This window comes from Mangrovimonas sp. TPBH4, from assembly GCF_001280505.1.
GTDB lineage: Bacteria > Bacteroidota > Bacteroidia > Flavobacteriales > Flavobacteriaceae > Mangrovimonas_A.
In genome coordinates, this window is record NZ_LBIO01000051.1 from 1 (window position 1) to 14,387 (window position 14,387).

Consider the following 14,387-nt stretch of genomic DNA (forward strand, 5'->3'; position numbering starts at 1 on the left):
TGTCGGAGGTCACCCCGTCATAGGCATAACCGATACGAAGGTTCGGCGTGATGCCGAAGTTCACCAATCCCGAGAACGAATCGTCCAATCGGTACGAGGCCCCGATCTCGAAGCGGTCGTAGAACAGCGCGTTCACGTTCACGTCAAAAGACGTCGGCGCAGAAAAGGCGGACTTCACCATGAACGAGGGCTTCAGCTTCGTGTTGTCCGATACCTCGAACACATAGCCCCCCGTCAAAAAGTAGTGGCTCACCTCTGAGCCAAGCTCGTAGCCATCGGCATCAAGGTGCACCGAGTTCAGCATGTTGGGCACGGAAAAGCCAACATAGTAGTGCTCCGTGTAGTAGAACACTCCCGCACCGATGTTCGGCGTGGTGCTGTTGATGTTCTCAGAGAAGAACGGGTCGTTCTCATCGATCACGGACACATCGTCCAATAGGCCGATGTCGTGGAAGGTCGCCCCGGCCTTGATCCCGAACGCCAAACGGTGCTCACCGCCAAGCTTTAGGGTATACGAGAAATCGGCATAGACGTTGTTCTCCATAACCGGACCGATCTGGTCGTTGATGAACGACAGCCCAAGCCCCATATTGCTCCCGATGGGCGCGTGGCCGAAGAAGGTACCCGTGCGTGGCGCACCATCGATGCCGCTCCACTGCCAGCGGTAGAGCACCCCTAGGCTAAGAGCCTCCTTCGAACCCGCATACGCCGGGTTCACTACGTTCATGTTGTACATGTACTGCGTGTACTGTGGGTCCTGTTGACCCTGCATAAATGCCGTGATAAACAGGACTACAATTAAGCATAGTTTTTTCATCTGCTATTAATTATTGCGTTAGTTCTTAGTTTGTTCTTATTTGTTGATATATACCCAAGCGCTACGAGTTTTACCCTCTTCGTACTCCATGGTATAGAAGTACGTCCCGACAGGAAGGTCCTCACCATCGTTGGTCTGGCCGTACCACTCGTTGGTATAGTTGTTCTTAGAATATACCAAGGTTCCTAAACGGTTGAAGATTTCGATCTTGCTTACCCTAAAACTGCTCAAGTCAAAGTTATCATTCATACCATCTCCGTTTGGTGAGATCCCTTGAGGAATGATACAATTTTCCAACTCAATCACATCTGCAGATACTTCATAAGAACAGCCCGAAGCGTTACTTGTCACTACAGCGGTATAAGTCCCTTGAGTTAAAACTGGCAAGGTTAATCCTGACTCTCCTGCTATCAAGCCACCATCTTGAGACCATTCCACAGTTACCTCATCAGCTGTGAAGCCTTCTTCAAGAATTAAAGATATTTCAATAGGCACAGTTGCATTAGGACAAACTTCATAAGCAACCTCATCCGTATTGAATGAAGCATATGGTACGGCATCCACTGCAAGCACCACTTCACCAACAGAGTAACAATCATAAGCTACATTACTTTCAATTCTTACATAGATTGTTTGAGGATTACTAGTATTCTCATATGGAGATTCCAATGCATTGGTACCCGCCTCTGCATCTGCTTCATTTGCATAGTAAGACACAATATAAATGGAAGGATCTTGACCATTCAAAACATCAGCATCTATAGAGGTTAAGTCAAAACTTTCAACGCCATCTCCGGATTCATCATCACACAAATTATAGCTTGTATCGGTAACTGTTGGGGTAGGCCCCGAAATCACCAAGTCGAAAGACGTGGTATCAAAACAGAACGTTGCATTGGCATCCTCTATTCTCGCATAAACAGTTTGAGGGTTCGTAATATTGGAATAAGGAGACGACAAAGCATTGATTCCTGCTTGGGCGTCATCTAAACTTGCATAATAGGTTACATCGAATAAGGATGGATCTTGACCAGCCAATATTCCGGAAGTTTGCATTTCCAAATCGAAATCTTCAATTTCATCACCTGAAGCATCATCACAAGTAATGATATCTTCCACATCATTGGCAATTGCCTCTAACCCCAAAACTATAGTTACTTCATCCTGTGCCTGTGTATCACAATTCTCGTCGTATGCAATTACAGTGTAAGTTGCCGTCTCAGTTACTGTTAAACTAGCAGAAGTTTCTCCTTCAATGATAAATCCATCAGCATACCACTCATAAGTATCAGCGAAAGGAGATTCAGCATTCAAAACATATTCAGGGAATCCACAGAAACTTTGGTCCTCTCCCAACTCTACTTCAATCTCCGAAGTAATGGAACCAGAACCATCAACACTCGCATTGGTCTGCTCTATTTGAATGGTTCCTACACCACCATTAAAATTGGTTACTAATAATACATAGATTTCCCCTTCAATAGCATTATCGATCGTTACATTTTCTACAGAAGCAGCTGAATAACTACAGTCTACAATATTTCCAAAAGGATAGAAATCTGGATTCCAAGTATTGTTTGGACAAGTTGGACAGTCTACCAACAGATCCAAGTCACAATAATCAATTTCATTATCGAACGGCCCCCAAAGTACAAAATCAACATCTAGACCTGTCCCTGTAGGGTTGCCATCTTCATCAAATTGGGTGTTTTGGACAATTTGAATATTGATTGGTCCGGACTCACCAATTTGAAGCACATTCCATGTTGGATTAGGAATACTTCCTAAACAAGCAACTTGCCCCGTAGAAGGGATTCCGATAACATTGGATGCATAAAGAGCTCCTCCTTCACCACAGAAAGGTGTTGCATTTTCACATACCGTATTTTCTGGAGCTTCCTTAATACATAAATCAAACGTGGTTGTTTCTTCGTTAGAACTGAAAGAGAATACTCGTAGATAATAAGTTTCTCCTACTACCAATTCAGGCGTCACACTCGCGGCATTGTTAGAACAGTAAAGCTCTACCAATCCATCACAAGTTCCTTCATAAACCGCATGATCTAAATTAAATGTACCTCCTGAAATGTTAAGTAATGTAATTAATTGCACTTCGTTAAGCGCTGTAAATTCGAACCATACATCGTCATCTGGATCGCCTCCACAAGCTGTAGCAGGAACACCAGAAGGTGTAGCAGCTAGAACCGTTCCGGAAGTTGTCAAATCACAAGAATCATTATCATTAACTTCAACTACAGTGGCGTTACAAGGATTATCATTATCTGGTGGACAAGCCATAACCTGAATTGCCTGACTATTTATAATACAATTTACATCCTGGTCATTACTAATAGTAATTACGATATCCGTAAGGAATGGATATGGACCAAATTGAGTAACTCCAGTTTCGGTAACTTGTACCCCTGTGGTACCCTGATTATCTGTAATTGTAACAGAAGTAGCATCCCCTAAACTTGTCACATCCACATCAATCAAGAACTGATCCCCATTGTCACAATCATCCACAACCATATAAGTAGCTTGAGGATTGATACAAGTAGCACAAGATACGGTATATTCTATCGTAGTCTCACTACCTGAACTACAACTAAAGATACCGTCGGCTTCAATCCAAAAGGAAATGGTATCCCCCTCAGATTGCCAAGTCAAACCAGAAAGATCACCTCCATTTCCATAATAATCTGCTGGAGTCATTTCTGTTCCGTCAGTATTATACACATGTAATTCATCCCATCCACTTTCAACAGTACCTGAGTTAAATGTTAAGTTAAGAGGCGTTCCATCATTACTCGTGAACGTTATAATATTGGTATCTCCATTTGTATAACAATACGTACCAACCAAAGGACCTTCACTACAGTCCACATAATTATCTAAACAAAACTCCTGAGTCAATGAAGGACCAGTAATGATACAATTGGTATCTTCATCATTAGCTAACGTAATTTCAACAGCAGTTCCATTATCATATGGACCAAAAGACAATAATCCAATCTCTGTAATAACCTGAGCATCGCTCTCTTGGTTATCGGACACTGTCAAAGAGGTTGCAGAACCTATATCGGTAACATCTACCTCTACAAAAAACTGAGCGCCGTTGGCACAATCACTTACAACTTCATAAGTAGCCGAAGGATTCACACAAGTTGCACACATAACAGTGAAATCCCATTCTGTCGTACAACAAGAACTTCCAGAGGCACAACTTACAGAACCATCCGAATCAATTTCAAAATACATTGAATCTCCAGTAGAATCAAAAGTCAAACCTGCTAGATTACCTCCATTGTTACCGAAATATAACACTGGCGCAGTATTATCAGCACCATCATATATAATAATGTCATCACAACAACTTTCAATACCTCCACCATTAAAAGTAATTCTAATAGGGCTTCCATCCGTAGATTCAAACAACCAAGCCGTATCATCGTTGTTTCCATAACAATAATTAAGCTCTAAAGGTCCTTCTTCACAATCCACAATATTCAATTCACATTGGTCTTGCGTTAAACTTGGACTGTTTATAATACAATTGGTATCCTCATCATTGCTTACCGTAATAACAACTTCAGTTCCATTGTCAAACGGTCCAAATGAAACCACTCCTATTTCGGTTATTGTTTGAGCATCACTTCCTTGGTCATCTGTAATGGTCAATGACGTTGCAGAGCCTAAATCTGTAATATCAGCCTCTACAAAAAACTGAGGACCATTTACACAATCTTGTACCACTGCATATGTTGCACTTGGATTGACACAGGTTGCACACATTACAGTGAAGTCCCACTCTGTAGAACAACAAAAACTACCCGAAGAACAGCTTACAGATCCATCAGAGTCAATTTCAACAAACAGAGAATCTCCAGTAGAATCAAAAGTCAAACCAGACAGATCTCCTCCGTTATTCCCTGAATACAAAACGGCTCCAGTGTTATCCGTACCATCATAAATAATGATATCATCACAACAACTCTCTATACCCCCTGCATTAAAAGTGATTCTTAATGGACTACCATCACTAGAAGTAAACAACCAAGTAGTATCATCATTATTTCCGTAACAATACGTAATGTTTTCTGGCCCTACTTCACAATCCACAATAATAGTAGGATCGTCCATTGTTGTATAACTTTGCTCTATACAGGTTTCAGTTGTTGTACCAACATTATTATAAGGTGTAATTGTTATATAATATTGAGTTGAATAGCTTAACTCTCCAATATTGTAGGAAGTAACATTCCCAACATCTTCATTATCTAAAATATCATTCCCACCTGCAGTAGTACCTACAGTTAAATAATATCCCGTAGGAATTCCCGATGCTGCAGACCATGTGATATTGCCATCGATTGGAGCATCCACACCCCCATCAGTTGGCATGGTCAAAACAGAATTACATGATGGTGCTTCAGTTGCTTCCTGAACAGCCATTACATTATCATAGTACATATAATAGTCTCCTCCTGCCCAAGTAATATTAAGCCTCAACATAAAATCACTGCCATCTGGAAGATCTGCGGCAGCAACAGTATAGGACATGCTAGCACATTCATTGGAGGTAACATGGTTCTCATCATCAATGGTATCTACATCCACCCAATCTGTACCGTTATTGGTAGAATATTGCACAATAAAATTACCCCAACCCGCGGCAGTGGCATTTGTAGCTGCAGACCAATCCACAATCTTATAATCGAAACTAATAGTTAAATCCGTCTCGTTAGACTCACCAACTATATTTGGTGAGGTCAAGTTACCTGTATTAGAAAAACTGTAAAGATTATCCCTAACCGACTGTCCTGAACACGATTGTGTAGCACTGGCATAAAATGTACTTGTCCATCCCACTGGGATTCCACTGTCGAAGTTTTCATTAATGTTAATTTGCCCAAACGTGGACACCCCCATTAATAATGCTAAAATCCAAAGCGTAATTTTTCTCATAAAATTCAATTTTTATATTAAATGAATCCAAAACACACCCGTAACACATTGACTAAAAGTGCGTTAAAAACAAAACATTAAAAATGATTAATAGCTAATTAAATTCCTGAATTATGATCTATACAGAAATAAGATTCCGAATATAAAAAAAATGCCTATTAACATACCATTAACATTGGCATAATAGATTAAATGCATTAATCTTCGACGAAGTGAATTGGTAGGATTTTCGAAGTAATCAAAGTATTTTTTTAACAAGAATATACACTGGAAAATGATCGCTAAAACCACCCATATATTTCTTTCCTACATAAGTTCTGTAAGGCTGTCCGCTATATTTTCCTTTGTATTGCGACAAGAACTTGTCATTGAATATTTTGGCATAGTCAAACTTATGGGTCCCGGTCTTTGTTTCCAAAAAATTGATGGAACATAAAATCTGGTCGAACAGGTTCCAATGGAACTGAAAATTGATACTACCATGCTCCAAATCCAACAAGGTTTCCATTGGATTAAAAAGTAATTCATGCTTCACCAAATGACGGATGCTCTCATTATCCGGATTATCATTAAAATCACCAAAAATAATAACCTTAGGATTTTCATAATTTAACTTTAGATTATCCAAAATTTCCATGACCATGTTTGCCGCCGCCAGTCGCTTATAGGCCGATTGGGTTTCCCCTTCCCTACGCGATGGCCAATGGTTAACAATAAAGTGCATTTCCTCGCCTTCCAAGAGCCCCGTGACCAGCAAAATATCCCTTGTATAGTCCCGAACCCCATTTTCACCTTCAATAAACACCGTAAAACGTTCGGAATAAGTCAATTCAAACACCTTTTTATTATACAATAGTGCCACATCTATTCCCCGCGTATCAGGAGAATCATAATGTACATACCCATAATCATATCGCTTTAAATCTGGGCTGTGAATCAAATCCTCCAAAACACTATCATTTTCAATTTCTGCCAATCCAACAATAGCTGGTGGGTGCTTGGTTTCCTGCTTTCCTATTTTAGCAATTGCCGAGCCTATTTTGTAGATTTTCCGTTGGTAGCGTCGCTTGGTCCAATGCCTGTCAGAAGTAGGCAAAAAATCATCATCGTTGGTATACGGATTATCCTCAACGTCAAATAAATTCTCAATATTGTAAAACGCTATAGTCTGCTGCATGGTAAAAGGAAATGATTTTTGGAATATTAAGATCTACTCTCAAAGATAACCTTTAAATTATAAAAAGTAAAATGCCCACAATTGCGTAAATTTGCACTTTAATTACATTTATGTTAGAGAAGAAAGACATTTCGCTTGAAAAAGCAGTTCTAGTTGGAATCATTACCAAAGACCAAGATGAAGCCAAGTCTAAAGAATATCTGGACGAGCTGGAATTTTTAACCTATACAGCTGGAGGTGAAGTCGTGGCAAGATTTACCCAAAAAATGGACATGCCCAACCCACGCACCTTTATAGGGACAGGAAAAATGGAAGAGGTTCAAGACTATATTAACGAGTACAATGTAGGCACTGCTATTTTTGACGACGAGCTTTCCCCTGCCCAAGAGCGAAACATAAGTAAGCTACTGAATTGCAAAGTCCTGGACCGAACCAACCTTATTCTGGACATTTTTGCCCAAAGGGCCCAAACAAGTTATGCCAGAACCCAAGTGGAATTGGCGCAATGCGAGTACTTGCTCCCGCGACTTAAAGGAATGTGGACCCACTTGGAACGCCAAAAAGGGGGGATTGGAATGCGTGGTCCTGGAGAAACCGAAATTGAAACTGACCGTAGGATTGTTAGGGATAAAATAGCCTTGTTAAAGGCCAAGATTAAAACAATCGATAAGCAAATGGCGGTGCAACGCGGGAACCGAGGCCAAATGGTTCGCGTGGCACTGGTTGGATACACCAATGTTGGGAAGTCTACCCTAATGAATGTGATCAGTAAAAGTGAAGTATTTGCTGAAAACAAACTCTTCGCTACACTTGATACGACCGTTAGAAAAGTGGTGATAAAAAATTTGCCATTTTTGATGAGTGATACGGTTGGATTCATCAGAAAATTACCTACTCAACTTGTGGAGAGTTTTAAAAGTACCTTGGATGAAGTTAGGGAAGCTGATTTACTGCTGCATGTCGTGGATATTTCGCATCCCAATTTTGAAGAGCACATTGAATCGGTAAACAAAATTTTGGATGAAATAGACAGCGCCGATAAGCCAACTATTATGGTCTTCAACAAAATTGATGCCTACGAAGCAGAACCTTTTGATGACGATGATTTAGTTGCAGAACGCACCAAAGTAAACTATACTCTAGACGAGTGGAAAACCACTTGGATGAGCAAGATTGGAGAGAATGCTTTGTTCATTTCGGCCACCAACAAAGAGAATTTGGAAGATTTCAGAAAACGCGTCTACAATGAAGTAAGGAAAATTCATATTACAAGATTCCCTTACAACCATTTTCTGTATCCAGATTATGATGAAAATTACGACGATGCACAATAAAAAAAGAGCGCTTGAATACAAGCGCTCTTTTCATTTTAATATTTAGCTCCTTAAAACTTATAAGACAAACCTAAGGTATAGTATGTCTGTAATTCATTGTCAACATTATCAAATGTAGGTTCTGTATCTACGAGTGGATCGTATTGCTGTAAGGCATAATTCAAAGCTTCCTGCTTGTTGCTTCTCAAGCCAAAATCAAAACCTATTCCAATGTTCTTCCATAAGGTATACGTGAAAGAATTGGTCCAAGTCCAGTTAGACAAATTCGAGCTTTTATAGCTTAAAAACATCGATAAATTGGTTTTAAAATCTATAGGCCCCAATTTTCTGGTATAATCGGCAACAATTTTAGAACCAAAAGACGATTCAAAAACCGTATCCTCATCACTAAAAACAATATTGTAGTTCAAAGGGTGTACTACTACAATTAAATCCGTAATAGGCGTCCAGGTGGCACCAATACCAAGATCCAAATATCCAGGATCGTTAAAATTGTCCAAAATAGTGGTTCGATATTCCATCAAGGCAGAGGCCGCCAAGTTTTTTGTAATCTTATACCCGTACAAAGACGTTACATTAAACACATCTGTAGTAGGCTGAAAACTATCGTCATCATTAGGATCGTCCTTGTCATCCAACTTTACCCATTTCAAATTCAGATTCAAGGCATTTTTCCAAAAGTACTTTTCCCTATCTAAATTGGCATAGGCATTTACCGTACCTCCAAAATTACCGGAAGAGTTGTTAGGTGCTCCTTGAGCGTACCAGTTTTCAAAGTTAGAAAGACTTCCTCCTACTACTCCAAACGCACCAATTTTCCAACCTGGAAAGGCATCAATTTGGGATTGTAGATCATCCACTCGTTTTTGAATGTCACTTATAGAATCTTTCTTAACCTTTTGTTCCGCTTTTAATTCCTCCAAGGTTTGTGCATTCGTAGCCATAGCACAAGCCACCAACACCAAAGAACACAGTAATTTCTTCATTTTGATTGTTTTATAAATGGGTTTACACCCTACAAAAATAGGTTTTTTCTGAAATCCTCCTAGAATAAAAGCGATGGAAGTCTATTTTTTATACAGCGGCACAGTAGAACAAGCCTCCCCAAACATAATGGATTTTGCAACACGATTCAATCTGGAAACCAACAAGGTATAAGCTGTTTCTGGAATTGGTTTATTGGAACAACCTTTAATGATGACAGGTTTATCTCGAAATTCTTCTACATCCATTTGGGAAACGATCTCTTGAAAAATAGACGCCTCCAAATCCTGAAGATTTCCAACAATCACCTTTTTAGCATATGAAGAAGCTTGAGTAGCAATCAATAGATAGGCCCAAGAGGGAATAATGGCATCAACCGAACAGTGTAAAGCCAAATAACCATCTTGATATTGACTCCAATCGTGTTGCTTTACGTATTCACGAAAGTCCTTCTCCTTTAAAATCAACTCTTGAAATAACCAGTCCTTGATATCGAAAAGTACACGGGCGCCTTTTGGATAAAAATCTTCCAAATCTATAGTTACCAATTTACTATTGGCTACGCGGTTTATAATTTCATCTGCCATGACGCAAAATTACATTTTTATTGATAGCCTTCGGCTTGCAGGGTAAACAATTCGGCGTATAACTTTGGATGTGCCATGAGTTCTTCATGGGTGCCAATTTCCAACACACGGCCTTCTTCCAATACCAAAATTCTATCGGCCTGCCGTACGGTACTAAACCTATGCGAAATCAAAATACTGGTCTTTCCTTTGGTTAAGCCAATAAAACGCTCAAACACTTCACTCTCTGCTTTGGCATCCAAAGCCGAAGTAGGTTCATCCAAAATCATCACTTCCGCATTCTTCATATAGGCTCTTGCCAAGGCCACTTTTTGCCACTGCCCACCAGAAAGCTCCTGACCACTCACAAAACGTTTCCCTAACTGTTGGTCGTAACCTTTACTCAAAGCTTCCACAACCTCGTTTGCCAAACTTAAGCGGGCCGCGTTTTCAATCTTTTCAAGGTTGCCAAGCTCCTTGATATCTCCAATGGCTATATTTTCCTTAACCGTGAATTCATACCTAAAGAAGTCCTGAAAAATAACACCAAAAAATTGCTGATAATCTGCCTTTTTAAACCGATTGATATTTACTCCATCCAAAAGAATTTCTCCCGAGGTTGGCTCATAAAAGCGTAATAGCAACTTGGTGAGCGTTGTTTTCCCGGCACCATTCTGCCCCACAAAAGCCAACTTTTCACCAGCTTTCAAAGTAAAACTAACGCCTTTCAAAATTTGGCGCTCCGAATCTGGATACGAAAAATATACATCCTTAAATTCAAAACCTTGTTGGATATGCTTGGGAAGCGGCACATCTTCTGTTGTATCGGCATCTACGGAAATATCAATAAAATCGAAATAATCCTTTAAATACAGGGCACTCTCCGAAATACGGGTAAATCTTGAAAAGAACTCCTGAAGATTCTTCATCAACCTATTAAAAGAACCCGATAAAAAGGTCAATTCACCCAACGTAATCACACCCGACAACACGCGATATATAATGAATACATAAGCTGCGTAATAACTTATAGACCCCAAAACATTGAACAAAAATCCTAAAGCCGAACGTTTCACAGCCAAGGTTTTATTGAGCTGGTAATATTCTTCGGAAAGATTTCGAAATCGATCTACGATAAAATCGGTAAGGCCAAACAGTTTGATCTCTTTAGCTGTTTTATCGTTGGCACCTATAAACCGTAAATAGTCCAATTCCCGACGTTCCGAAGTCCAACTTCTAGCCAAAGAATACTGCTGTTGGCTAAACCTCACTTCATTGATAAAGGAAGGAATAATACTCAGCACCAACAAAATAATCAGATAGGGTTCAAAATACACAAGTCCGGCTACCAAAGTGGCAATGGAAATGGCGCTTTGTGCTTGACCCAACACATTAGACATCAATCCTACCCTACCCGTAGTTTGGGTACGCGCGCGCTCCAGTTTATCATAAAACTCAGAATCTTCAAGGAGGCTAATCGTCACCTGATTGGTCTTTTTGATAATGGTAACGGAGGTTGCGATATTGTATTCATCTCCCAACAAAGCATCCGTTAGGGAAATGGCCCTACTAATGAGATCTGATAGGATTATCAAGCCAAATTCAATAGCTACATAGGTCCAAAGCTGAGTATACTCTGTGGTTTCAATTGTAGTTTGGGTGACAATCTCATCGATAATCAATTTGCCCACCCATAAAATGACCACGGGAAGTAAGGCTCCAATCAAGCGACAAAAAGCGGACAAGACAAAAAGTTTCTTATTGACATTCCAGATTTCCTTAAAAAACCGAGGAATGTACACCAAAGCATTAAAGGAAGTCCTTATACTGGTCTTTTCTTCATCCTTTATTGATTTGGGTCGATGTCTTGCCATTTGCGTAAATCTTTTTACAAAATAGAAAAGGACTTAATTAAGTCCTTTTTGTTCATATGAATACGAAATGCTACAGCATTCCCAATTCCAATTTTGCTTCTTCACTCATGAGTTCTTGCGACCATGGTGGATCGAAAGTAATCTCTACCTCTGCAGACTTAACGTCATTCAGGGATTTTACCTTTTCCTCAACTTCCAATGGCAAGGTTTCTGCCACAGGACAATTGGGCGTAGTTAATGTCATTAAGATTTTTACATCGTAATCCTCGTTGACAAACACATCGTAAATCAACCCCAATTCGTAGATATCTACAGGAATTTCAGGGTCGAAAATAGTTTTTAAAACCCTTACAATTTTTTCTCCAAGGGCATTGGTATCTATAGTGGTATCTCTCATCTTAATTTAATTGTGTTTGGTATGCTATGGCATACATTTTTAATTGTTTGATCATACTCACCAAACCATTGGCACGGGTTGGCGATAGATGTTCCTTCAATCCAATTTCGTCAATAAAATCGGTATTGGCAGCAATAATATCCGAAGGACTTTGGTTGGAAAAAACCCTGATTAGAATGGCTATGATCCCTTTGGTGATAATAGCATCACTATCGGCAGTAAACACCACCTTTTCATCTTCCAATTGAGCATGCACCCAAACCTTACTTTGGCAACCTTTGATGATATTGTCATCGGTTTTGTATTGCTCATCGATTAATGGCAAGGTCTTGCCCAAATCGATCATATATTGATAACGTTCTTCCCAATCGTCAAACATTGAGAACTCGTCGATAATTTCATTTTGAATATCCTGTATACTCACGTTGTTTATTTTCATACAAAAATACAAAAGTTAGTTGTTATTCAACTTTTTCCGCCAAGGATAGTAATTGAAGAACAAGCGGTTCGATTTCTTTTGGAGGATTGCCATGATCAAAGGAAGGGCTATGATATAACGTCCCTTGATTCGTAATTTTTAGCACGGCAATCAAGGCTCCGTCATACTGATGCGCCTTAGAGGGCACCTCCAAATTTTGGAGTTCGTTTAACTCTAGTTTAGCTACGAAATCATAGATTGAAGACAGCTCTTGGGATGTACACGTCACAACTTTCGGCTCTTGGGCTCTATCCAATTGTACAGTCAACAAATCGCCTTCCAATACAATTCGTTTGTAAGCGCCTCGCGTCAACGCTGAATATTCTATAACATACTGGCGCTTCTCCTGCTCTTGCAACTTTGAATCTTCAATTGCCTGCGCTTTGGTCCCACAGCAACTGTATAACACAAAAAGACTTAAAACTAACAATAGCTTATTCACAAATAATTGATTTTAGATTTTGAATAAAACAGTTACAAAAAAAACGCCAAACTTTGGCTATGACAACATCATTTTAGCCTTTTTAACTCCGGATACCAAAGCATCTATTTCCTCCTTGGTATTATAAAAAGCGAAGGAAGCCCTCACCGTTCCTGGGATTTTAAAGTAATCCATAATCGGTTGCGCACAGTGATGTCCTGTACGGACAGCAATGCCCATTTTATCCAAAATAGTTCCCACATCATATGGGTGGATACCTTCCAAATTAAAGGAAATCACTGAAGTTTTCTCTTCGGAAGTTCCGTAGATTTTTAAACCTTCAATTTCCAGTAATTTTTCAGTGGCGTACTCCAATAACTCATGTTCATAGGTAGCAATGTCATCAAAACCTATCGCGTTTAGATAGTCTATAGCAGTCCCAAAAGCTATCCCACCACAAATATTTGGCGTCCCCGCTTCAAATTTATGAGGCAAATCGGCATAGGTTGTTTTTTCAAAGGTCACCTCTGCAATCATCTCACCACCTCCTTGATAAGGTGGTAATTTTTTCAGCCATTCCTCTTTTCCATACAGCATTCCCACTCCCGTTGGTCCGCACATTTTATGTCCTGAAGCCACATAAAAATCTACATCCAATTTTTGAACATCCGGTTTTATATGTGGACATGCCTGAGCGCCATCAATCAAAACTGCTGCACCTACCGCATGGGCCTTTTCAATTATGGTTTCAATAGGATTGATAGTCCCCAAAGCATTGGAAATATGATTGACAAACACCAACTTGGTATTCTCACTTAAAAGTTCTTCAAAAGCACTCATTACCAAAGCGCCTTCATCATTCATAGGAATCACTTTTAAAGTAGCTCCCGTACGCTCACACAACATCTGCCAAGGCACAATATTACTGTGGTGCTCAAGTGCCGATACAATAATTTCGTCTCCTTGCTTCAACAAAGCAGAAAATCCATTGGCCACCAAATTAATACCATGTGTGGTCCCTGAAGTAAAGATGATTTCATAGGGATGTTTGGCATTAAAATGTGTTTGAATGGTATGCCTCGCCTGCTCATATTTATCTGTAGCCTCTTGGCTTAAACTATGCACCCCCCTATGGATATTGGCATTGTAATGACTGTAATAATCAACAATAACATCAATCACCTGTTGCGGTGTTTGGGATGTGGCGGCATTATCAAAATACACCAAAGGTTTTCCATTCACCTGACGGTTAAGAATGGGAAAATCTTGTCTGATGGCTTCTACTTTAAACATGGTAATGATCTCTCTTTTTATAATAGCCCATAGGCTAACATTGACCCAGTGCAACAAAAAAGGGAAGGGTTTTACATA

The 14,387-nt window shown here is 39.8% G+C and carries 11 protein-coding genes; 1 reads left to right on the top strand and 10 read right to left on the bottom strand.

All coding sequences use genetic code 11. The annotated features are described in order from the left end of the window. The 3 genes from ZA05_RS11715 to ZA05_RS11725 all read right to left on the bottom strand — a co-directional run. The coding region (locus tag ZA05_RS11715) for a type IX secretion system membrane protein PorP/SprF (RefSeq protein WP_053991931.1) at window positions 1-817 on the bottom strand (817 nt) is incomplete at its 3' end. Between the two features lie 36 nt (window positions 818-853). Continuing rightward, complete coding sequence (locus ZA05_RS11720) at window positions 854-5,785, bottom strand: gliding motility-associated C-terminal domain-containing protein (protein WP_053991882.1); 4,932 nt, start codon at window positions 5,783-5,785, stop codon at window positions 854-856. A 238-nt stretch (window positions 5,786-6,023) separates the two neighbouring features. Then, window positions 6,024-6,962 carry an endonuclease/exonuclease/phosphatase family protein gene (locus tag ZA05_RS11725; RefSeq protein WP_053991883.1) on the bottom strand — a complete coding sequence of 313 codons (939 nt, stop codon included), beginning with the start codon at window positions 6,960-6,962 and terminating at the stop codon, window positions 6,024-6,026. A 110-nt stretch (window positions 6,963-7,072) separates the two neighbouring features. Here ZA05_RS11725 and hflX point away from each other — a divergent pair, with 110 nt between their 5' ends. After that, on the top strand, window positions 7,073-8,296 hold the full coding sequence (gene hflX, locus ZA05_RS11730; RefSeq protein WP_053991884.1) for a GTPase HflX: 1,224 nt from the start codon (window positions 7,073-7,075) through the stop codon (window positions 8,294-8,296). 50 nt (window positions 8,297-8,346) lie between these two features. On the opposite strand, the gene ZA05_RS11735 is transcribed toward hflX, so the two are convergent. From ZA05_RS11735 to ZA05_RS11765, 7 genes are all read right to left on the bottom strand, one after another. Then, the gene (locus ZA05_RS11735; RefSeq protein WP_053991885.1) at window positions 8,347-9,282 is read right to left on the bottom strand and encodes a DUF3078 domain-containing protein; all 936 of its coding nucleotides are present in this window, start codon (window positions 9,280-9,282) and stop codon (window positions 8,347-8,349) included. Between the two features lie 81 nt (window positions 9,283-9,363). Next, window positions 9,364-9,867 (bottom strand): DUF2480 family protein, encoded by a 504-nt coding sequence (locus ZA05_RS11740; protein WP_053991886.1) that lies wholly within the window; start codon window positions 9,865-9,867, stop codon window positions 9,364-9,366. Window positions 9,868-9,884: 17 nt separating this feature from the next. Beyond that, window positions 9,885-11,720, bottom strand: a complete 1,836-nt coding sequence (locus ZA05_RS11745) for an ABC transporter ATP-binding protein (protein WP_053991887.1) — start codon at window positions 11,718-11,720, stop codon at window positions 9,885-9,887. Between the two features lie 70 nt (window positions 11,721-11,790). Beyond that, window positions 11,791-12,117: a DUF59 domain-containing protein gene (locus tag ZA05_RS11750; protein WP_053991888.1), complete on the bottom strand. Its 327-nt coding sequence runs from the start codon at window positions 12,115-12,117 to the stop codon at window positions 11,791-11,793. Window position 12,118: 1 nt separating this feature from the next. Further along, window positions 12,119-12,541 (bottom strand): SufE family protein, encoded by a 423-nt coding sequence (locus ZA05_RS11755; protein WP_053991932.1) that lies wholly within the window; start codon window positions 12,539-12,541, stop codon window positions 12,119-12,121. A gap of 37 nt (window positions 12,542-12,578) precedes the next feature. Then, the gene (locus ZA05_RS11760; protein WP_053991889.1) at window positions 12,579-13,037 is read right to left on the bottom strand and encodes a hypothetical protein; all 459 of its coding nucleotides are present in this window, start codon (window positions 13,035-13,037) and stop codon (window positions 12,579-12,581) included. A 57-nt stretch (window positions 13,038-13,094) separates the two neighbouring features. After that, window positions 13,095-14,309 carry an aminotransferase class V-fold PLP-dependent enzyme gene (locus ZA05_RS11765; protein ID WP_053991890.1) on the bottom strand — a complete coding sequence of 405 codons (1,215 nt, stop codon included), beginning with the start codon at window positions 14,307-14,309 and terminating at the stop codon, window positions 13,095-13,097. Window positions 14,310-14,387: the final 78 nt, after the last annotated feature.